Source organism: Nonlabens sp., from assembly GCF_047636915.1.
Lineage (GTDB): Bacteria > Bacteroidota > Bacteroidia > Flavobacteriales > Flavobacteriaceae > Nonlabens.
The window spans coordinates 15364-38298 of record NZ_JBLIGN010000019.1 but is presented as its reverse complement, the minus strand read 5'-3'; the positions used below and the strand labels follow the sequence as shown (position 1 = coordinate 38298).

Annotated in this window: 18 protein-coding genes; 9 read left to right on the top strand and 9 right to left on the bottom strand. The window is 36.7% G+C overall.

The features are described from left to right. Nucleotides 1–327: 327 nt before the first annotated feature. On the top strand, nucleotides 328–522 hold the full coding sequence (locus ACJAT0_RS05085) for a hypothetical protein (protein WP_374002121.1): 195 nt from the start codon (nucleotides 328–330) through the stop codon (nucleotides 520–522). A gap of 1319 nt (nucleotides 523–1841) precedes the next feature. Continuing rightward, the gene (locus ACJAT0_RS05080) at nucleotides 1842–3479 is read left to right on the top strand and encodes an HYR domain-containing protein (protein ID WP_415180774.1); all 1638 of its coding nucleotides are present in this window, start codon (nucleotides 1842–1844) and stop codon (nucleotides 3477–3479) included. Between the two features lie 78 nt (nucleotides 3480–3557). Here the strand turns inward: ACJAT0_RS05080 and ACJAT0_RS05075 are convergent, their stop codons facing one another. After that, nucleotides 3558–3779: a hypothetical protein gene (locus tag ACJAT0_RS05075; RefSeq protein ID WP_415180773.1), complete on the bottom strand. Its 222-nt coding sequence runs from the start codon at nucleotides 3777–3779 to the stop codon at nucleotides 3558–3560. 1438 nt (nucleotides 3780–5217) lie between these two features. On the opposite strand from ACJAT0_RS05075, the gene ACJAT0_RS05070 reads away from it, so the two are divergent. Next, nucleotides 5218–7647, top strand: a complete 2430-nt coding sequence (locus ACJAT0_RS05070) for a M14 family zinc carboxypeptidase (RefSeq protein WP_415180772.1) — start codon at nucleotides 5218–5220, stop codon at nucleotides 7645–7647. An 841-nt stretch (nucleotides 7648–8488) separates the two neighbouring features. Here ACJAT0_RS05070 and ACJAT0_RS05065 read toward each other — a convergent pair. Continuing rightward, complete coding sequence (locus ACJAT0_RS05065) at nucleotides 8489–9736, bottom strand: asparagine synthetase B (RefSeq protein WP_415180775.1); 1248 nt, start codon at nucleotides 9734–9736, stop codon at nucleotides 8489–8491. On the opposite strand from ACJAT0_RS05065, the gene ACJAT0_RS05060 reads away from it, so the two are divergent. Beyond that, nucleotides 9678–9800: a hypothetical protein gene (locus ACJAT0_RS05060; protein WP_415180776.1), complete on the top strand. Its 123-nt coding sequence runs from the start codon at nucleotides 9678–9680 to the stop codon at nucleotides 9798–9800. The genes ACJAT0_RS05065 and ACJAT0_RS05060 overlap by 59 nt on opposite strands. Before the next feature lie 293 nt (nucleotides 9801–10093). Here the strand turns inward: ACJAT0_RS05060 and dnaB are convergent, their stop codons facing one another. The 5 genes from dnaB to tgt all read right to left on the bottom strand — a co-directional run bounded on the left by dnaB (nucleotide 10094) and on the right by tgt (nucleotide 16593). Beyond that, a complete protein-coding gene (dnaB, locus tag ACJAT0_RS05055; RefSeq protein ID WP_374002126.1) occupies nucleotides 10094–11635 on the bottom strand; it encodes a replicative DNA helicase in 1542 nt (513 codons plus the stop codon). A gap of 291 nt (nucleotides 11636–11926) precedes the next feature. Then, complete coding sequence (locus ACJAT0_RS05050) at nucleotides 11927–12880, bottom strand: acetyl-CoA carboxylase carboxyltransferase subunit alpha (protein ID WP_374002127.1); 954 nt, start codon at nucleotides 12878–12880, stop codon at nucleotides 11927–11929. Between the two features lie 626 nt (nucleotides 12881–13506). After that, nucleotides 13507–14406, bottom strand: coding sequence for a DMT family transporter (locus ACJAT0_RS05045; protein ID WP_415180771.1), 900 nt, complete (start codon nucleotides 14404–14406; stop codon nucleotides 13507–13509). After that, complete coding sequence (locus tag ACJAT0_RS05040) at nucleotides 14393–15463, bottom strand: LptF/LptG family permease (protein WP_415180770.1); 1071 nt, start codon at nucleotides 15461–15463, stop codon at nucleotides 14393–14395. The genes ACJAT0_RS05045 and ACJAT0_RS05040 overlap by 14 nt, the downstream gene beginning before the upstream one ends. Next, entirely contained in the window at nucleotides 15463–16593 is a 1131-nt protein-coding gene (tgt, locus tag ACJAT0_RS05035; protein WP_415180769.1) for a tRNA guanosine(34) transglycosylase Tgt, read from the bottom strand. The genes ACJAT0_RS05040 and tgt overlap by 1 nt, the downstream gene beginning before the upstream one ends. Nucleotides 16594–16961: 368 nt before the next feature. Between tgt and ACJAT0_RS05030 the strand changes: the two genes are divergently transcribed. Both ACJAT0_RS05030 and ACJAT0_RS05025 read left to right on the top strand, forming a co-directional pair. Further along, the gene (locus ACJAT0_RS05030) at nucleotides 16962–17807 is read left to right on the top strand and encodes a transketolase (RefSeq protein ID WP_374002131.1); all 846 of its coding nucleotides are present in this window, start codon (nucleotides 16962–16964) and stop codon (nucleotides 17805–17807) included. Nucleotides 17808–17838: 31 nt separating this feature from the next. Continuing rightward, complete coding sequence (locus ACJAT0_RS05025) at nucleotides 17839–18792, top strand: transketolase family protein (protein ID WP_415180768.1); 954 nt, start codon at nucleotides 17839–17841, stop codon at nucleotides 18790–18792. Nucleotides 18793–19711: 919 nt separating this feature from the next. Here the strand turns inward: ACJAT0_RS05025 and ACJAT0_RS05020 are convergent. Continuing rightward, entirely contained in the window at nucleotides 19712–20884 is a 1173-nt protein-coding gene (locus tag ACJAT0_RS05020) for an FKBP-type peptidyl-prolyl cis-trans isomerase (protein WP_415180767.1), read from the bottom strand. Nucleotides 20885–20965: 81 nt separating this feature from the next. Here ACJAT0_RS05020 and ACJAT0_RS05015 point away from each other — a divergent pair, with 81 nt between their 5' ends. The 3 genes from ACJAT0_RS05015 to ACJAT0_RS05005 are packed head-to-tail and all read left to right on the top strand — an operon-like array spanning nucleotide 20966 to nucleotide 22414. Continuing rightward, nucleotides 20966–21343 (top strand): RNA-binding S4 domain-containing protein, encoded by a 378-nt coding sequence (locus ACJAT0_RS05015; protein WP_415180766.1) that lies wholly within the window; start codon nucleotides 20966–20968, stop codon nucleotides 21341–21343. Next, on the top strand, nucleotides 21343–21924 hold the full coding sequence (locus ACJAT0_RS05010; RefSeq protein WP_415180765.1) for a methyltransferase domain-containing protein: 582 nt from the start codon (nucleotides 21343–21345) through the stop codon (nucleotides 21922–21924). The genes ACJAT0_RS05015 and ACJAT0_RS05010 overlap by 1 nt, the downstream gene beginning before the upstream one ends. After that, a complete protein-coding gene (locus tag ACJAT0_RS05005; RefSeq protein ID WP_374002136.1) occupies nucleotides 21917–22414 on the top strand; it encodes a phosphoribosyltransferase family protein in 498 nt (165 codons plus the stop codon). Before ACJAT0_RS05010 ends, ACJAT0_RS05005 begins: the two co-directional genes overlap by 8 nt. On the opposite strand, the gene ACJAT0_RS05000 is transcribed toward ACJAT0_RS05005, so the two are convergent. Continuing rightward, nucleotides 22406–22933 carry a shikimate kinase gene (locus tag ACJAT0_RS05000; RefSeq protein ID WP_415180764.1) on the bottom strand — a complete coding sequence of 176 codons (528 nt, stop codon included), beginning with the start codon at nucleotides 22931–22933 and terminating at the stop codon, nucleotides 22406–22408. The genes ACJAT0_RS05005 and ACJAT0_RS05000 overlap by 9 nt on opposite strands. Between the last annotated feature and the right edge of the window lie 2 nt (nucleotides 22934–22935).

Genomic DNA, 22935 nt, shown 5'->3' with positions numbered 1-22935 from the left:
GAACTTTGTGCTTTGTATTCAGAAAACTGTACAACAGTGATCTGAAAACATGAGCTAACAGCTTAAAATCGGGATCAGTTTATAAAGTTGAAAGCAACTTTATTATTAAATTCTTGCACTTGTGTTTTGTATTCTTTAATCATAAATAAAAAAACTAGAAATGAAAAGTTTTATTTTAAAATGGTATCCTATTATTTTAGCATTCCTTTGTTTACTGTATTCCGTCGGATATGGAATATTAGGCATGACTGCTGAAGCTCAATATTCAGCGCACTGGCCAGGTACCATATTATTGTTTGCCATAGCAATTAGACAACGAAGAACGTCATGAATATAGGATTTTTTATAGTAGGAGCCATCATATTTGCTACTTATATGGGACTGACATTTTGGAATATTTTCTACTCTGCCAAAAAGCAAAAAGAAGAAAACTATCCGAACATGAAAAAAAATATGGATGATAAAAAAGTTATCTCTTCGAAGGAGGTCCTATTTCCCGCTGACACTAAGCCTACTGAATGAGTGGTTGCTAGGTCTCTGTTCTCATTTTAACAATTTTAAGCCTAAGTTAGTTTACGAATAACAGTAGCGACCATTTTAAGAGGGAGAGCATTACGCACCGCATTATACCTGTGGTGAAGCAATACCTTATTACCCAAACTTAAAGCATAGGCACGCATCGTTTATGGAGCCTGTAAAATGCTCCTTTAAAAGAGCGGTATATAAACTCTATTCTCCTACATTTAAATTATAAGAGCTTTAAGATAATCGGTATTATTAGTTCCCTATAGTCGCTGACTTCAACTCCGTTTAAACGGTTAGACAAACTTCTATTCTACACACAAAAAACAGCCACTTGCCTAACAGAAGCTTTGATTTTAAAAATAAAAAACTGAATCAATATGCGAGCGTATGTCTTCCATAATAAACTATTTATTATGGATACTATACCTTTCTTTTTAAAGTAATTACGCCTTTGCTCAAAAACAAAAAGCGTCAATCTCGTTTGTCTACCTATATTGTTAATGTAAATCGTTTCTTGACTGAACATACTGCTAAAAAACAGTGCTATTTATTATTATTATTAGGTGCTACATCGATAATTTAAAAACGGTATAGAACACTACTTCGTTCGTCAAAATGCGTTGTACTTGGTGTATGGAAGAGTCAAAATAGTTGTAGCTGTCTACTAATGATTTAAAAAAGATACTGGTAGTAAAGCATCAATTATAGTCATTTACCTCAACAGATAATTCCTTTTAAAAGCCCCGTAAACGCCGTCTATACTTCCCCTATTAGAACTGCTTTTCCTTTACAAATAAGGTTCCATCATAACAAATGCTCAGACAGGTATAGCAACTACTGAGCTGAGAAGAATCGCTGTGCCATCCGTAATTGATACGTGCAAATACGTAAACTACACTAATAATCAGGTGCTAGTTTCTTTTAATGAATACGCACCTATCACTATGAAAAAATTTAAGCGTCCATTAAGTAGTATTTTGAATTCAGATGCTAGAACTTGCGTAGTATTCTAAAGGATTATCATCACCTTTTAGAAAACTAATCATAAAAGAATTCCGTCTTGTCCTGAAAATACACCTACAACTATACCTTTCCTTAACAAGGCGCTGTAGGAGTATTGCTGCATGAAAAAACTTATTTGACACAAACAAAATAAGCTGACAGAGGCAAAAACAGGATCTCATATCAGCGTGTTATCCAAATGATTATACCGGATATTTTTTATGTTTTCTTTTATGAATTTATAGCATATTGAAAATACTGCTTCACATTCCGAAAAGAATAAACTACCTTTAAATACACAAAATCAATTGTTTATGAAAAACATTACTTTTTACTTTTTGTTGTGCTGTGCTTCTTTCTGTTCTTTTGGACAAGGTATTTTTGATAGTTCCATACATACAGCAACTAACTTTGGAAGTATAAACTCTCCATTTGGAGAGGGCGTACAAAATATTATCGATCAGAATAGTTCCACTAAATTCCTAGACTTTAACGGGTTTGACGGTATAGGTTTTGATGTAGATCTATTAGGAGTATCACAAACGGCTCGGTCCATTGCTTTTGTATCCGCAAATGACGCTCCCGAAAGAGATCCTAATACCTATCAAATATTAGGCTCTAATGATGGTGCTAATTTTACAAGTATCGCCACGGGAAATATCCCCTGTATTTCAACTCGCCTTTTCTCGAGAACCTTTTCCTTTACAAATACAATAGCTTATTCTTACTATCGAGTAAATTTGACTGGAACATGTGCCTCTTCAGCCATCAATCAAGTCGCCGATGTTCAGTTATTTGGCAGTATAGGAAACACACCAACTTTTAATTGTCCATCCAGTATTACCTCAAATTCTGATGCTGGAACTTGTGGTGCCATCGTGAATTTCAATATCACTGCTAGCGATACAGAAGATGGATCTTTGATGCCCGTACTCGTTTCTGGTTTTGACTCTGGAATGACATTTCCTTTAGGAAACACCTCCGTATTATACGCTGCAACTGACTCCGACGGAAACACAGTGAGTTGTGCATTTGATGTAACTGTTACTGATGCAGAATTACCTGTCATAAGTTGTCCCGCAAATATAATGGCAAACTCTTCTTCTGGAAATCCAGTAGTAGTAAATTACTCTATTACTGCCGATGATAATTGTGACTTAATAAATCCGCTAGCTGGATTCACGCCACTAGCAACCATTAATAACAAATCTTACTATCTTTCTAACAACACTTTTTTTCCGCAAAATGCTTTTAATGATGCGATCGCTCAAGGTGGTTTTGTGGGCACTATTCGGAATGCTTTTGACAATGATCTTTTAACAGCCACAGTATTGGAAAAGGGATCTGGAGTTAACGCTCTTTTAGGGTACACCGATGCTGCTTCAGAAGGCACATTTGTATGGCAAAGTTTAGATAACACTACTTATACCAATTGGAACTTTGGCGAGCCTAATAACGCTGGCTCAGGTGGGTCTGAGAACTATACCATACTCCTATCCAGTGGAGTCTGGAATGATGTAGATAACAATACACAAGTTTCCTACATTCTAGAACTGGACTATGCTCCTTTACAAACAAGTGGATTAGAAGGAGGGTCAGCTTTTCCAGTAGGAACGACCACCAATACGTTTGAGATTTATGACATTTCTGGAAATACCATAAGCTGTTCATTTGACGTGATTGTGAGTAGCACTGCGAGTATAGATGATTCAAATTTCGACACTCAAGTATTTATAATTCCTAATCCTGTGCAAGATCAATTTAGCATCATTAATAATTCCGATACAGTGCTTAAAAGCGCTTTGATCTATGATATGAGTGGTAGACAAGTTCGTTCCATCAAGCAAATGACATCGAGTATAGATGTAACTAGTTTATTATCGGGCATTTACTTCATTAAAATTGAAAATCAAGAAAATAAATTCACCGTAAAGCAATTGATTAAAAAATAGAGGTTGCTTTAAAAATGAAAAGCCCTTTTGAATACCTATTAAAAGGGGTCCGTTCTAAAATAGCAATACACTAAAAGCTTAATGTAATGAAAACCTAAAATCAAATGGCAAGCATACATGTCTACCATAAGATCTTCTCTTGTCAGTCACTTTTATTTTATTAATATTTAGTTCTAGTAACTCATCCTTCTCTAATTCCATTAAACTGACTAAGACATCTAGCAACTCTATAAAATATAAAGATTCCTCACTCCATGAAGTCTCAAACCTGCCCATGAGGTTTGATATGTGTTTGCGCATGATTAAATTTTCTGGAGTTAAAATATGACGCCTATAAACAGGTAATTATCCTTGTTCCACTAGACTTTGATATTCTTCAAGGTTCTTTACATTCTGTGCGAAACTGTTCTAGGAATCGCTTATCGAAGAAACTCCTAGACCTATAATTACTGACCTTTAATAGAGTCATATCCCATGAAATTGCTGTGTATAGCTCCAGATTGCAGGGCCTTATAAAAGCTTGTGTTTTTAAAGCAAAATAATCCATTCCTATTTCTATATAACCCACTTGTACCAGTAACTTTTTACCTATTTCATATTGCCAGGGTTTTACCTAGGCGGAAGGAAGATTGGTATCTTTAAAACCATGCTCTGCGTTTCCTTTGATCCACAGCGCATGAGCATAACTGTAAAAGCAATGCGATCTGGTCGCAACTCTATCATTTTTTGGATCGTATCAACTACGTCTTCTTCTGTCTGAAATGGCAATCCATATCTAATATCATATCCTAAAGAGTCCTACCTGAACGTTCTAGTCTTTTCTGTAGCTTGCAAAACGTTTTCAAAAGTTGTACCGATAGATGGATTTTTGAACCGAAAGATTATAATCTTAGACACCATAACACACCCGATTAGAATCTAGTTTCCCTAAAGTAAAAGAATGTTCTTGAGTTGTATTATTAGGATAACCTTCAAAACTGAATTCTACATTTTCAGATTTATCAGCCATAGAGAAAATCCGAGTCATTAAATATTAAAGATTCTGTAAAAAGAAAAAAGTAGGTGTGCCAACACCAAGATGGATCTGTTTAATTTTTAGTTTTTTATCTAATAATTTAAAGTTTAAAAGGAATTGTTTAATAACAGAATGCATATAAGGAACCTCTGCTTTATGTTTTTTTTTGTAATACGTTTAATACAAATGTAAAAAGTAAACATACTCTCACAAAAAGACAAATGTATATAAAGACGTATACCTTCAGCAACACAACTACCATTTTGAAAAATAGATAATACCGTTATACCGCCTCATCAAGTACAAAAAATTATTGGTGCAGCAGTGTATAGTATAAAATAGCCTTTCCAGTCTTTCTCTGATTTTAGATACAACGAACTCATTTTTTAAGATAATAATTCATTGCAAAGTTTAGGAGGAGACCATAAGCGTAAGCAATGATTTTTATAAGATTTAATCTGTAGTTCTTATGATTACATGTTTGAAGGTTTTCCTTTTGCAAAATTATTACAGCGATCCATTTCCTTCTTTTAAATATACGTCTTGCTATGGATCTCCCTTTTAAATATTTCTTATTGCAACAGATGATGTGTGCTACCCAATAAAACTATGTTTATCGCTTAGGTGTATCCAATAAACCTGACCATATGTTTTTCAAAGAGTTCTATAGGCTGACAATATGTATTGAAGTATATTCGTCTTTTTATTAGTAAAATTAAATATATGAAACGTTGGTTACCCATCCTAGCACTACTTATATCATTAACCAGCTTGGCTCAACAGGAGTTATATCACCGCGCAAAGGTCTATTACAATTCCTATGAGCAATTCAATCAGATTCAAGAAGCTGGAGTTTCAATGGACCATGGATACCACAAAAAAGAAGTCTCTTTTGAATCTGATTTTTCAGTAAAAGAATTACAGATTTTATCTTCCTTAGGTGTCGCTTATGACATTACTATAAATGATGTTAAACAGTTTTATTTAGATCAGAACAATCCTAATAGCCCTAAATACGTCGCTCCTAAAATGGATCTAAAAAACGCCGGTTGTTCCAGCTCAAGCGACATCATAAGATATGTGACACCACAAAATTACAATCAGGGAAGTATGGGTGGATTTTTAACTTATTCTGAAATGCTACAGGAATTAGATGATATGTACACCTATTCCCAAAATAACAACTTGAATATTATTACTCCAAGAGCAGATAATATCAACCCAAGTAATCCCAACGATTTAATCACCAGTGAAGGCCGCTACCAGCAATGGGTTAAGATCTCTGATAATCCAACAACCACTGAAATTGCCGAGCCTCAACTGTTATACACTGCCATACACCATGCTCGTGAGCCAGCTTCCATGCAACAACTCATCTTTTTTATGTGGTATGTACTGGAGAATTACAACACAGATCCAGAAATTCAAGCCCTAGTAGATAACACCGAATTGTATTTCATACCAGTTCTTAATCCTGATGGGTACATTTATAATGAAACTACTAATCCTAATGGTGGTGGCTTATGGCGCAAAAACAGACGCGGTGGCTATGGGGTAGATCCTAATAGAAATTACAGTTATATCACACCACAAGGAAATGAAGTATGGAATACTACAGGAACTTCTGCAAATCAAAATAACGATACTTATGCCGGTACTGGACCTTTCAGCGAGCCCGAAACCAGAGCAGCACGTTATTTTTTAGAAAACCATAATTTTAAAATGGCATTGAACAACCATTCTTTTAGTGAATTGTTATTGTACCCTTTTGGCTATGGTGACAATAGACCTACAACTGATGATGATTTGTTTCAAAATATCTCTCAAGTAATGGTGTCTCAGAATGGATATACCAACCAGATCAGTGCCGATCTTTATCCTGCTGCAGGAGATAGTGATGATTTTATGTACGGTATGTTAAACACTGTTGCTGGTGGAACAAGAGAAAAAGTTTATGCCATGACTCCAGAAATAGGTGCTTCATTCTGGCCAGCAGCAAGTCAAATAGATGGTATTTGTAAAGAGATGCTGTTCCACAATATTACCGCTGCACAATTAGTTGGTAATTATGGGAAGTTAGAAGACAACGCACCTAGCTCCTTTGAAACTACCAACGTAATGATTCCTTTTTCGTTAACTCGTTTAGGTTTACAGAATCTTACAGACTTTACAGTGAGCATCAATCCTATAAGTGCCAACATTGAAAGTGTAGGAACCCCTAGATCGTTCCTGAACTTGAATTTAAACCAGACGGTTTCTGACGCTATTTCAATGACGCTAGATAACTCGATCCAGCCTGGAGCTATTATTGCTTATGAAGTAATCCTTTTTAATGGTCTATTCTCCACAACACAAAGCATCAACAAGGTGTATGGCGACCTCACTCCTGTTTTTGAGGATGAAGCTGTAAATGCTAATAATTGGCAATTAAATGGCTGGGGAATCTCTACAACAGAGTTCTTTTCTCCCTCACAATCATTTACTGATTCTCCATCAGGGAACTATGGAAATAACCAGAATAAGTCTATCATCCTCCAGAGTGCTAATAGTATAGACCTTACTTCTACCTCTCTACTAGAAGCTAACCTTACCTTTCAAGCTAAATGGGATATAGAGAACAATTACGACTATGTTCAAGTAGAGGTTTCTACTAATAATGGGGCTTCCTGGACACCACAATGCGGTAATTATACCAACACTGGAGTGAGCACTCAGCCAGCAGATGGACAGCCGCTTTATGATGGGATTCAGTCCAATTGGATAGAAGAAAGTATCAGCTTAAGTGATTACTTAGGACAGCAAATTTTAGTGCGATTTCAAATGGTTACTGATCAAAGTGTAAATGAAGACGGATTCTACTTTGACGACCTAAAAATAGTCGTAATCGATACCGCCACAGCAAGTGAAGATTATAACGAACTGGACGAGCTAGTAAGCATTTTTCCAAATCCAGTAAAAGACAAATTATTTGTGCGTACTTCATTAGAGCGATTTAACGCTGTTATTTATAATGTTCAAGGGCAACAACTCTATTCTAACATTTCTAATGAGCCAGATATAGAATTAGATTATTCCAGCTATGCCTCTGGGATTTATTTCTTGAATATCTCCACAGATAAATCTTCAAAGACATTTAAGATTGTCAAGGAGTAAGGATGTTCTCGGTAGGAATAGATATCTAGATTCCAGACAAATCTGAAACTATCTCCACACTTGGAATGAACCGTCTCCATATAGATTTTCCGGCATGACAAATCGAAACAACAAAATCTTTGAAACAGAATGGTCCTACTAGAAAATTTAAGTGAAATATTTCCAAAAAAAGTAAGCAATACACAACGCAAGTTTGCCCAGTATCCAACCAGAATTCTCTAATTGAGAAAACCTTACCTCTTCTTTATATTCTTCGATTTGTTTATCGGTATGCCATTCTTTAGCTAAGTATATCCATTCAGGCTTATGCTGTGGGATGAGATTTACTTTCCATTCGCGTTTCCAAGTTTTTAATTGCTTTTCTCTTGCAATACCCTTGTCTGCATATTTAAAGAACTCTTTGTACGCTAGTTTATATAGCTAACACTTTGAAGTAAGCTCGCCGTCTTTTCTAGCTTTGTGCTTTAAAATACGCTGACCCAATTCCCTGTGCAACCTATGTAAATGGTTTCATCTTTAAAATTGGCGGTGATATAAACGTAAAAGGAGTAATCTCTTGTCAATCAAGTATTGCTTTAAATCACATGTTGAACATAAAGATATCGATCCATTTGTCATTTCAAACCAATCTAGAACATTAAATCAAATCAGCGAAGTCTGTAAAACAGGTTTGTCCAGCATCAACAGACTGCTATCAGCTTAAATTTGGATTCTCTATGCATACTGGATTCCAGGCAAATCTGGAAGTAAGTCCATCCCTTATTATAAACAAATTGTTCCAAGTTTTCTGGAACGACAATAGCTGCGACCGATAGAATCTATTGATTGAATTTGACCCACGTCAAGTCTTCTGCTTCTTTTTTCTAGCTGCAGGAAATAACACATTATTCAAAATCAGGCGATACCCAGGAGAATTAGGGTGCAGGCTCAACTCTGTAGGTGGATCTCCTACTCGATGCTGGTAATCTTCTGGATCGTGACCTCCGTAGAACGTAAAGAATCCTTTACCACGTATGCCGTGAATGTATTTGGCTTCTTTGTTGGATCTATTTTCTCCTAGAACCAGCACATTTTTCTTTACTTCTTCTCTATAAAAACTCGTAGTTTGTCCCATAAAACCTTTGACAAGACTGGTATGGTTTTGATTGAGCATGGTAGGAATAGGGTCCCATTTAGCACTGAAATCCATTAAAGAAAAGTAATCCAGCTCCTTTTTGATGGTACGTTTCGCAGTCATATCAATAGAACTGAATTCATACACCATAGGAGAACGTTCCAGCGTGTAATCTGTAAAGGCAAACGTCCTTGAATAATCAATTTTATTTTGATAACCGGCATCGCTGGCATCACCGTCAAACATAGGTTCTGCAATATCCACACCTTCGGCACTCAGTGCAATATCAAAGCTGTCTGTCGCGCTACACATGGCAAACATAAAACCACCACCTACTACATAATCTCTAATTTTAAGAGCTACATCGCGTTTTGCTTCACTTACTTTATTGTAACCCATTTTTTGCGCCAGTTCTTCGGCTTTACTCTTTTCTTCAATATACCAAGGCGCTGCTCTAAAGCTGCGGTAAAACTTACCGTACTGACCCGTAAAATCTTCATGGTGCAAGTGCAACCAGTCGTATAAGATGAGTTGGTCAGAGAGTACTTCTTCATCATAAACTTTGGTATAAGGAATCTCTGCATAGGTAAGCACCATGGTTACCGCATCGTCCCAAGGCAATGTACCCGTAGGGGAGTAAACAGCTATTTTGGGTGCTTTTTCTAGCAGTACTTCTTGCATATTTTGTGATGGACTGGCCACCAATTCTAAGATGGAACTCACTTCAGCCTCAGTCATTTCTTCATAGCTCACGCCTCGGATGATGAGCTCGTTTTTGATTTCTTCTACGTTAGGAACTAAAAAAGAGCCGCCTCTATAATTAAGTAACCATTTCACTTTGGTACCTTTAGAAAGCACCCAATAGGATATTCCGTAGGCTTTTAAATGGTCTGCCTGGGTGTCTGCATCCATGGGTATGAATAAATATTGTGACTGTCCAGATAGCCCGCTTGCACAGAATAATAAGAGTAAAATAGTTCTTTTTAGCATTCTTAACGTGTATAATTATACCGCTTTCGCGAAAGCGGAATTGCCATAAAAACCACGATCTTAAAAGCTGCGTACTAATATAAGTATTGAGTGCGAGATGAGAAACAATTATCCGACCAAGTTCAATGACTTATACAGCAGCGACTATACGATGGGCAAAGTGGAATTGTGAATGAATTACAGCACAAAATGTATATTCCAAAAGCAGCTCATAAAGAGCTTTAACCTACTGATTCTATAAACGCTGCAGCAAACTAATAACATATAAGACCAATATAAATTTACCAAATAATCAAAATGAGAATTAAGCAATATAAATTCCCATATCAAAACGAATGGCGGTTAAAAAGGCATATCGTCATTAGGAATACCAAATGCGTCTCCGGGATTTGCAGCCTTAGGAGTGTCAAAGGCATCTGGCTTAAAAGTATCGTCATTTGCTGCGTTCATTTTAGAACCAAATTCTTCTGGAGTTTTGAAAAACTGATCTAAATTATCAAACTTACCAAACTGTCCCATAAACTTTAAACGTATGGAATCTGTCGCACCGTTACGGTGTTTTGCTACTATAAATTCTCCTTGACCAGCAGTTGGGCTTCGATCATCATCATCCCATTCTTCTAGGCCGTAATACTCAGGTCTATAAATAAATGACACAATATCTGCATCCTGCTCGATCGCTCCAGATTCCCGCAGGTCAGATAGCAATGGACGCTTAGAGCCACCACGAGATTCTACGGCACGAGAAAGTTGTGATAGTGCTATTACTGGCACTGAAAGTTCTTTTGCCAATGCTTTTAAGTTACGCGAGATGGTGGAGATTTCTTGTTCTCTGTTCCCTCCTTTGTTACCAGTTTGAGCGGTCATTAACTGCAAGTAATCAACCATGATCAACTTGATACCGTATTGTGAGGCTAACCTTCTACATTTTGCCCGCAGATCAAAAATAGAAAGCGATGGTGTGTCATCAATAAAGATAGGCGCTCGTTCTAAGTCCTTTACTTTAACGTTGAGTTGTTCCCATTCGTGAGGCTCTAATTTACCCGTTCTTAATTTTTCAGAACTCAATCCTGTTTCGGAAGAAATTAAGCGAGTAATCAACTGTACAGAACTCATCTCTAAGGAAAAGAAAGCCACTGGAATATTATTTCCTACGGCTATATTACGAGCCATACTTAAGGTAAAGGCTGTTTTTCCCATACCTGGACGCGCGGCGATAATAATTAAATCTGATGGCTGCCAGCCACTGGTCAACCGATCAAGGTCTGTAAAACCAGATGGAATTCCTGAAAGCCCATCGCGATTTGCTATATCTTCAATACGTTCTTTTGCCTGACGTACTAGATCCATAGCAGTCTCCGTGCTCTTTCTGATGTTACCTTGAGTAACTTCATAGAGCTTAGACTCTGCCTTATCTAGTAAATCAAATACATCAGTAGATTCTTCATAGGATTCATTAATGATCTCTGTAGAAATTTTGATCAGACTGCGCTGTATAAATTTTTGAAGAATGATTCTTGCGTGAAACTCAATATGCGCTGTAGAACTGACTAATTGAGACAACTGGACCAGATTATGATCTCCACCAGCAGCATCTAATTTCCCCATCTTGCGCAACTGAGCGCTAACCGTTAATAAGTCGACTGGTTTCCCTTCTTTAAAGAGAATATCTATAGCTTCAAAAATGAATTGGTGGTTCTTTTGATAAAAAACATCTGGAGTAAGCAGGTCAATTACCTCATCGACTCCTTTCCCATCAATCATCAAAGCTCCTATTACAACTTTCTCTAAATCAATCGCCTGAGGTGGTATTTTACCTTTTTCAAGCGTGACAACAGAAGTGTTTTCTGTAGTAATGTTAGGGCGTTGCTGAACTTTTTCCATAGGTACCAAAAGTAGGGTTTTAATAGGTTTTACTCGTATAGGGTTATGATAAGATAGTCAACATTTAACAAAAAAATTACGTTGATAACATGTTCATATCCATTGGAATTTTATGAATGCTGGTGAAAATCACTACTTCTAAATAAACAATACGAGTATTAAAGTACGATTTTTAGGTTGATAAGTCTTACACCCTTTTAAAAATCTAAAATAAACCTTAAAAAAGCTACAAAGATTTTTGACAAACTTTGTAGCTTTTTTAAATAAACAATTGACCTTTATAAATAAAACTTATCCTTTAAAAACTCCCATATTAGCGTATTTATTCATACGTTGTTCTACGAGGTCTTTAGGAGAAAGATCTTTTAATTCTTCATAATATCTCACGATACATTCTGCTACAGATTTAAAAGTAGTCTCTCTATCCTTATGAGCACCGCCTTCTGGTTCTTTAAGAATTTCATCAACTAGCTTTAATTTCTTCATGTCTGCACTAGTGAGCTTTAAAGCATCTGCAGCTCTTTCTTTGTATTCCCAGCTTCTCCATAAAATAGAAGAACAAGATTCTGGTGAGATTACAGAGTACCAAGTATTTTCTAACATGACTACCTTATCTCCTACACCTATACCTAGTGCGCCACCACTTGCTCCTTCGCCTATAATCATTACTATAATAGGTACTTTTAGACGCGTCATTTCAAGAATGTTTCTTGCTATAGCTTCCCCTTGACCGCGTTCTTCTGCTTCGAGACCAGGATATGCTCCTGGAGTATCGATGAGTGCCACAACTGGCACACCAAATTTCTCAGCACTCTTCATTAGACGAAGTGCTTTTCTATACCCTTCAGGATTTGCCATACCGAAATTACGGTACTGACGTGTCTTTGTATTGAAACCTTTTTGTTGTCCTATAAACATAAAGCTCTGCTCCCCTATTTTACCCAAGCCACCTATCATCGCTTTGTCATCTTTAACATTGCGATCACCGTGTAATTCTAGCCAGGTTTCTCCACAAATCGATTTGATATAATCTAACGTATAGGGACGGCTAGGATGACGTGACATTTGCACACGCTGCCATGCCGTTAGGTTGGCATATATATCTTTGCGAGTTGCTTTAAGCTTTTTCTCTATTTGCTTAATGGTCGCACTTACATCTACATCACTTTCTGCACCTAACGTAATCGTTTGCTGGTACTTTTCTTCTAGCTCTTTGATCGGTAATTCAAATTCTAAATATTCCATATGAGGGAATTCGTTTTTTGGATCAACAAATATAGTGATATGAGATGAGCTAAAAACGAAATTGAATTTGAAACTGAAGCTGAATTTGAAGTTGTTTTAGTTTACCGCGTATTAAGCCTTTTGTCTTGAATATATGTATCTAAAAAAGAACTCTTTACCACATGCCGTGGACAGCGTTTCCAAAATCGAACCCCTATGCTCTTGATTGGACGCTTCGAAAAACGGAGTGCAGAAAACCTCCGTACAAGCCGGACCGAATTGATATAAGCCGTGTGTATCTCTTAAATGATCCAACCTCAAAAATTTTAAGACCCTTTGTGATTGACGATGAAAATATATACGCAGGAAAGCAAGGTAAACCAATGCCAGAAAACTAATAAGATTTACACTGTGATTTCCCGCACCGCAAAACCCCTATTTAATTAGTACACCAATTAAATAGGGCACTCCTCTAGTTCCTTTAGACACGGTTCAAGATGTAAGTTTAAAAAGTCGAAAGCTTTTAATTATTAGTTGAAGGGAGTCTTAAGGCTATTTAAAAGTCGTTTAAATCGCTCCATGCTTTTTGGGTTGAAGTCCTTTAGGATTCAGAAAGAAGCTTCCTTCCATAAACCTGAAACTAAAAACTACTTCTTTGCCATACGTGTCTTTAAGACACCGTTACTAATAATGACCACAAGAATAACAATCGCACCTATATAAAATTCTGGTGTCATTTCTTCCGACTCACCTAGAATTAAAAACGCGAGAAAAATACCGTATACGGGCTCTAGGTTTATCGTCAGCATCACCGTATAAGCACTTAAGTATTTCATAACTTTTACACTTGCAATAAATGCATAAGCGGTACAAACCGAAGCTAGAATTCCTAACCACAACCAGTCCTTTGGAGTAAGCTGTGATGGAGACACAAAGTCCACAGGAAGAAATACAAAAAACAGCGAAAGCAAAATTACACCACTCAATAATTCATAAAAAGAAATCACAGATGGCGGGTGTTCCTTTGCCCATTTTACATTCATTATTGAGAAAATAGCGCTCAAAAAAGCACTGATCAATCCCAACACCATACCGGTTACATATTCTGTCTCTATCTGAAAAATATAATACAATGCTCCAATAATGACGACACCAAAAAAAAGTTCGTACCAAACAAATTTCTTGGATGTAAACACAGGCTCCAACAATGCTGTGAAAAACGCTCCCATACTTACCATTGCGAGTGTTACAGAAACGTTAGACTCTTTAATAGCTCCAAAAAAAGTAACCCAATGTAAGGCGATAATCATACCAGCGAACAGAAATCCTATAATCCGCTTTCGCGGAAGTGCATCTTTACCGATCAATTGAAAAGGAATTTTCTTCCATTTCATATAAAGGAATATGAGAACTACTGCAATACTCATGCGCCACCAAACCAGCGGAGTAGAGTCTATACTGATCAACGCACCTAGAACTGCCGTAAAACCCCAAATAAATACTATCACATGTAAGTGCAGGTAATTAAGGAGTTTATCGTCTCGCATTTCTTATCAGAAAAAACGCCACTATGGCAAAGAATATATTAGGAAACCAAACGGCAATCCATGGGTTAAAAGTGCTTTTTTCGGCAATGGTTCCAAAGACTTTATCTAAAAATACATAGGTCATAGCGAGTACAATACCTATGGCGAGATTCATACCCATTCCACCACGTTTTTTTACAGAAGAAACAGCCACTGCGATCAAGGTGAAAATAAAAGCACTAACAGGTATGGAAGTACGTTTGTATTTCTCGACATAATAAATATTGAGACTGCTATTTCCTCGTTTTTCTTCTAACTCAATAAACTCATTTAATTCAGAAAATTGAAGGGTCTCAGCAATGTAATCAGTAGGTGTTAATTCATCGATATCAAAATTAAAAATCGTGTCTTTTTTCTGTGCCCGCTCAATGATCTCGCCGTCTTCTAAAAGAGTTCTTTTCTTAAAACCACTCAATACATAAATAGAATCTCTAAACTGTATGCGATTTGCATAAATTTTGTATTTGAGCTCAATGCCATCAAAATGCTCTAAGGTAAAATCAAATCCTGTTTGGGAAGAAGGTTGGTAATTACTGACGTATATATTTTCATTATCGTTGATTTGCCTGAAGACATTAGTGGTATTCATATCATTACCACTCCTAAAGTATTTACCTTGAAATTCATTAAAGCCAGAGGATGCTTTTGGAACAAAAACTGAGCTAAAAATTAAGGCAAAAGCGCAGACTAAAGTAGCTCCTATAATATAAGGTCGCAAGAACCTATTAAACGAAACTCCAGAACTTAAAAAGGCTATTACCTCTGTGTTCATCGCTAGTTTTGAGGTAAAAAACATAGTAGAAATAAACAAAAATAGCGGAAACAAGAAATTAGAAAAGTACACGGTAAAATCGAGTAAATACCACAATACTTCACCAGCAGGAACATCCTTGCTGATAATCTTACCTACTTTCTCAGCAATATGGACGGTTACCATGATCGGTAAGAACAAGACCAACAATAGCGCAAAGGAGCCTAGGTATCTTTTTAGTATGTATTTATCTAATATGCTTAACACTAAATTCTATTATCCATTTGTTTGACCATTTTATCTTTCCATGTTCTAAAATCGCCAGCAAGTATGTGCTTGCGCGCCTCTCTCATTAACCATATATAAAAAGAAAGATTATGTATGGTACAAATTTGTCTACCCAACATTTCATTAACGGTAAATAAATGACGCACATAAGCTTTCGTGTAAGCCGTATCTACCCAAGCATAATCTGCTGGATCTAAAGGAGTAAAATCATCTTCCCATTTTTTATTCTTCATGTTCATTGTTCCATGAGCGGTAAAAATCATACCGTTACGCCCATTACGCGTAGGCATTACACAATCGAACATATCCACTCCTAAAGCTACATTTTCTAACAAGTTGATGGGAGTTCCTACACCCATAAGGTAACGAGGTTTTTCTTTTGGTAAAATAGCGGTAACCACTTCGGTCATCGCATACATTTCTTCAGCTGGTTCTCCTACAGACAGTCCCCCTATCGCGTTACCGAATTGTTCTGTAGCGGCAATTGCCTCGGCACTTTGTTCTCTTAAATCTACATAGGTACTTCCTTGCACTATAGGGAAAAGCGTTTGCTTATGTCCATACAAGTCTGGTGTGCTATCAAAACGAGTTATGCATCTCTTTAACCATCTATGCGTCATGTGCATGCTGCGGCGCGCATAATTATAATCACAGGGATAAGGTGTACATTCATCAAATGCCATAATAATATCTCCTCCTATACTGCGCTGGATATCCATGGCACGTTCCGGAGTAAACGTATGATAAGAACCGTCGATATGCGATTTAAATTTCACACCTTCTTCTTTAATCTTGCGGTTCGAGCTTAAAGAATATACTTGGTACCCACCAGAGTCCGTAAGAATAGGTCGGTGCCAATTCATAAACTTGTGTAAACCGCCTGCTTTTTCTAGAATTTCTGTTCCTGGACGCAGGTATAAATGATAGGTGTTTCCTAGAATAATATCTGGATTTACCTCTTCTTCTAGCTCACGCTGGTGCACACCTTTTACGGTACCAACGGTACCTACTGGCATAAAAATAGGCGTTTCTATCTTTCCATGGTCAGTATGAATAATTCCAGCTCTCGCCTGACTCTGTGGATCGTTTTGTAATAAATCAAATTTCATGGACGGCAAAGATACTATTTGTTAGTTATGAGTTAGGAGTAATGAGTTAAGAGTTTTTGATATGTTTCACTTTCGCGAAATCAGAACTTTAGAGGGCTGAGACGTAATTTTTAATTTCTGACTGCAATACTCCAATAGAATATAAAGGTCATCACAGAAAATATGGCACAAAAAGCTTGTTTTGGTACATGAAATACTTCCAAACTTATCAATAAATACATTGTAATTGCTGAGAGTCGGTTTAAATTCTACACATGATCTATCGCTTTGTTCACAAAACGGAGCATATCGTTGATAAGTGACTTTATCAAAAAACATTCATACAATTCAATAGCCTTACTTTTGTAATATCATTTAAAAACTCCAAAATGGCTGATATACAGCGCTTAAAAGATTTAGTAACGCAAGTACGTCGCGACATTGTCAGACAGGTACACGCCGTAAGTAGTGGACATCCAGGTGGATCACTAGGCTGCACAGAATTTCTCGTAACTCTTTACAATGAGGTTATGGATCACGACCCATCTTTTAACATGGATGGCGTAAATGAAGATTTGTTTTTCTTGTCAAATGGTCATATTTCTCCCGTTTTTTACAGTGTTTTAGCTCGTTCTGGATATTTTCCAGTAGAAGAACTAAGCACGTTCAGAAAACTGAACACGAGGTTACAAGGTCACCCTACTACTCATGAAGGGCTTCCGGGAGTGCGTATAGCGAGTGGTTCTTTGGGACAAGGAATGAGTGTTGCCATTGGGGCTGCAGCCGTTAAAAAAATGAATGGAGATCATAAAACTGTCTTCACTTTACACGGTGATGGAGAACTTCAGGAAGGTCAGATCTGGGAAGCGACGATGTATGCCGCAGCAAACAAAGTAGATAACTTAATTTCTACCATTGACGTAAATGGCCAGCAAATAGACGGAAGTACAGATCAAGTTCTCGCTCTAGGAGATTTGAGAGGGAAGTTTGAAGCATTTGGTTGGAAGGTAATTACAGTTTCCAAAGGAAATGATGTAACTGCCGTTCTTGATGGGCTAAAAGAAGCCATCTCTTGTACTGGAAAAGGCCAGCCCATTTGTATCCTTTTACACACAGAAATGGGTAATGGAGTTGATTTCATGATGGGATCTCATGCATGGCACGGAATTGCGCCTAATGATGAGCAGCTAGCTGAAGCATTGAGACAGAATCCAGAAACTTTAGCCGACTATTAATTAAACATCATCTGCGCAGCAGATTTTAGATATGAAAATTTACGAAAACACAGGAAGTAAAGACACGAGATCCGGATTTGGAGATGGACTTACTGAATTAGGACAAAAAAATAAGGATGTAGTAGCGCTTTGTGCAGATCTTACGGGATCACTCAAAATGAATGCTTTTGCAGACCATCATCCAGATCGTTTCTTCCAAGTAGGAATAGCAGAAGCTAACATGATGGGAATGGCCGCAGGAATGACTATAGGTGGCAAAATTCCATTTACAGGAACCTTTGCAAACTTCTCTACTGGCCGTGTATACGATCAAATCAGACAAAGCATTGCTTACTCTGACAAAAATGTAAAGATTTGTGCCTCTCACTCCGGACTTACTCTAGGTGAAGATGGTGCAACACATCAAATTCTTGAAGATATAGGATTGATGAAAATGCTACCTGGAATGACGGTTATCAATACCTGTGATTACAACCAGACAAAAGCAGCTACTCTTGCCATAGCAGATTATCAAGGACCCGTTTATTTAAGATTTGGCCGTCCCAAAGTAGCTAACTTCACTCCAGAAAACGGGGAGTTTCATATAGGGAAAGCGGTAATACTACAAGAAGGAACTGATGTAACTATCATCGCTACTGGACATTTAGTTTGGGAAGCGCTGGAAGCTGCAAAAGAGCTGAACGAAAAAGGAATCAGTGCTGAAGTGATCAACATTCACACTATTAAACCTCTAGATGAAGATGCTATTGTTCAATCTGCTAAAAAAACCGGTTGTGTTGTAACTGCCGAAGAACACAACTTCTTAGGTGGATTAGGGGAAAGTGTTGCAAGAACACTTTCTTTACATCACCCTACACCTCAAGAATTTGTAGCCACTAATGATACGTTCGGCGAGAGTGGAACACCAGCTCAATTACTTGAGAAGTACGGTTTAAATGCAGAAAATATTACTCTGAAAGCTGAAAAAGTGATAAAAAGAAAGTAACCGCTTATTTTTTTGAATGCAACGTCCTCATTTTTCAATGGGGACGTTTTTTTGCGCTTTTTTAAAACCTGTAGGACAAGTTAGGAAGCCTGTTAAATAAGCACAAATACTTTATACTTGCTCCTGCGGTTAATAAGACGTGTACACAAGCTATCTAAATGGGTTGGCAGCATAGAATTATGAGTTACGATATACCCATTCTTATCATGCAACATCTGTTTCCCACTACTTTCAACTTGATCTACAAAAACAAAGGAGCTTCCTAAAATTAATTTGCTTTTTAAGCTTTCATAAAGACACGAACGGAACTCGAAAGACACATTTACTGCTGTAATATCTTCTATATCAATTTTATGGGATACATCTGATTACATAAAAAAATGTCTTGGCGCAGCAAGCTGAATACTCAAAATATATAGCTTTTTGGTCTTTTAGTCTTTTTTCCCTATTTCTCTATGTTAAAATTCCAGATAGATACATCCATAGAGTCTATTCCTATTTCAAGGAATCGATTTCGTTTGGAGTTTAGAATCGCAAAGGCCAATTCAAACAGAGGTGAATTATCAGTGAACTCTGTTAAATTCCCTCTGTAAAAGCAGCAACTTACTTCTTCTTTTAAAAAGGTATATCTCGCTGGTAAGTGCCTTCAACTATAGCGTCCTATAAAATAGCAGCACACAGATGGAAGTTTTGGGCACTAACACATGTGATGGAGTACATTAATAATACCTTACAAATTATCATTCTCATACAAGTGTTTTAATAGTTCAAGACTATAACTTTAAGGACTAAGGAACTGGTATAAAACACCATTAACTAAAACTATTTTATTTTACAAAAAAACATGTGACCAAACAAAAAAATGGCGTCTTGATTAGAATCTAGACGCCATTTTTAAATTGAATTTGCCCGTTAGGCGTTATGAATCTGAATCCAAATAATCGGGAGTACCATCTCCGTCAGAATCAAGCGCATCAATTGGGTTTCCGTTGTTATTAGGATCAGCATTTTCTTGTGATGTAGGGATTCCATCTCCATCATCATCTGCATCTAGATAATCAGGAATACCGTCGTTATCTGTATCGCGAGCATCTGCCGCATTAGCATTTCCATTAGGGTCAGGCTGCTCAAATCTATTTTGAATTCCGTCACCATCTAAATCGATATTCACCTCATTAGCGTCTAAATAACCAGGGATACCATCGCCATCCAAATCTTCTGCATCGCTAGGATCACCATCACCATTTGGATCTGGGTTTTCAAATATAGTGGCTACACCATCACCATCATCATCCACATCTACATAATTATATAACATACCAAATTGACTTTGATCACCATCTGTATTATCTCTATCATTTGGTGACTTTAAATAAAAGTCGCCATCTAAATCTTCAAATTTTGAGAAGATACCGTCATTATCGTGATCTGTCGTTTCAGATTTTCTTAGCTGATAAGAGAATATTAATGGTGAATAGGCTGGGATGCCTGATTGTACGATATTAAAATATGCTAAACCAGAAGGCATAAAAACAGCTCCTATTCCTGAATCAATAAAGGATAAAGTTCCATCAGGATTAGAGTTGATACTAATAGCTTCATTCAAATCTAATAGTCCTAATGTAAAACCTTCTACAAAAACTCCTGGGAGATCAAACCATATAGGATTTATAGAACCATCAAAAACAGTATTGTCTAACAATCTTCCTTCATAAGAAACAAGTGTACTGTCAGCAAATGTAGGCTTAGCAGCTCCACCTCCTTGTCTCACTTTTAAAGTGTAGTACGTATAATCTACCCCATCTCTGGTAACCGCATTAGTAGTCACTTGACTTGCAAGAGGTGTTTTACCAGCGTTTGCATCTGCAATGGTGTCAAATGCTATCTCAAAATCAGAGCCTGCTGTATTGGAAGCAAACTCCTCATAATTGTAAAAGTGAGTATTTAAATAATCCTGCAGTTTAACAAGGTCTTCCGTAAATACTTCTCCTCTATCTCTTACTACAATTCCATTACCTTCGTCGTCATTACCACAAGAAATTAGAACCGTTCCAGTTATAAGAAAAGTTAATAAATATGTTATTTTTTTCATCATCATTTTTTAAAGCAGTCAAAGATACTATTTTCAACTATTTTTGTGGTGTTGTGATAACGTTTAATAACAAATGATCTTATGCGAGTAGATAAATATTTATGGAGTGTTCGTTACTATAAGACTAGAAGTAAAGCTACCGATGCTGCAAAAAAGGGTCGCATACGTATTGATAAGTCTATAGTTAAACCATCAAGAGATGTTTATGCTGGAGATATTATTGAATTGCGAAAAGACCAAATAGAATATAAAATAGAAGTCATCGATTTACCAGATGGTCGTGTGGGCAATAAAATTGTTGATCTTTATCGCACCGATAGAACACCACAGGAAAATTTTGACGCTAAAAAGCTAATCGCTCTTAATCAAGATTACTACAGAATAAAAGGGGAAGGAAGGCCCACCAAAAAGGATCGTCGTGATTTAACCGATATTTTAAACCAAGAGGAAGAGGAATAATGCACGGCACTGATTATTGGGAAGAAAGATATGTAAACAAAGCTACCGGATGGGATTTAGGAGATGTCTCTCAGCCGCTTAAAGGAATAATTGACAGTATTGAAAACAAAAAATGTCGTATTTTAATTCCTGGAGCTGGAAATTCCTTTGAAGCAGAGTACCTCATTAGAAACGGTTTTAGTGAAGTTACAGTTTTGGACCTAGCAGCAACGCCTTTACTTCAATTAAAAAAACGGTTGAAACACAGGGAAAATATTAAAATTCTTCAAGAGAATTTTTTTGATCATATTGGGACTTATGATCTGATTTTAGAACAAACTTTTTTATGTGCTTTAGAATCTCGCTTTCGCGAAAGCTATATAATTAAGAGTCATGAATTATTAAAAAAAGACGGTTTTATAGAAGGCGTTTTATTTGATTTTAAATCGCAAAGCAATGAACCACCTTATACCGCTAGCATAAAAGAATATAAAGATCTATTCCAGAAAAGATTTGAAATTGTAAAAATGGAACCATGTTTAAATTCTGAACATTCCAGAAACGGTAAAGAACTTATCATAAAGATGAAAAGAAATGATTAAAAACGAAATTTTAGACCATAAACAAGTCCAGCATAAAATTAGAAGGATCGCTTATCAAATTGCCGAGGTATATTTAAAACATGATCCTATTATATTAGCTGGCATCGCAGACAGTGGATACACGTTTGCTAAAGAATTAAAAAAGGTTTTATCCACCATCATAACTACAGAAATTAAACTATGTAAAGTGAGCATCAACAAGATAGACCCCTTACAACCAGTAACTACAAATCTAAAAGAGCACGAGTACGAAAATTGTGGCGTGGTACTTTGTGATGATGTGTTAAACAGCGGCACTACCCTAGTCTACGCTGTCAAGCATTTTTTAAACGTTCCATTAGATCGATTAAAAACTGCTGTCTTAGTGAATAGAAACCATAAAAAATACCCCGTGAAAGCAGACTTTAAAGGCATCTCTCTTTCTACCACTATGGAGGAACACATAGAAGTACAATTAGAAAAAAAACCTTTTAGTGTGGTTCTAAAATAAAAGAGAAGCAATTTTTTTTGCTAGTTGCTCTGCAGACTCGTCATTAACCTTTAAAATCTGTTTGGCTTTACTATAAAATGGCCTCCGTTCGAATAAATGCTTGCCTATAAATTCAGTTAATTGTTGTTCAGAATTAATGGTATCTAAGACAGGTCTGTGCCCTTTTTCTGGGAACAATCGTTTAACTAAAGTAGGTATTGAGACATCTAAATAGACGGTGTGAACTTCATTTCTATTATTTAAGTAATCCATAATTTCAAAATAGCATGGAGTCCCACCTCCTAGAGATAATACCATACTAATCTTAGAATTCATCATTTCTTCAAGAACAATTTTTTCTTTCTTTCTAAAATAAATAGCGCCTTTGGAATGAAATATTTGCGTGACAGTCATTTTTTCGGACTTCTCAATTTCGAGATCTAAATCTACAAACATAACAGAACTAATTTTTGCAAGTTCCTTTCCTACAGAGGTTTTACCTGAGCCCATATATCCTACTAAAACTATTTTAAATTCCATTG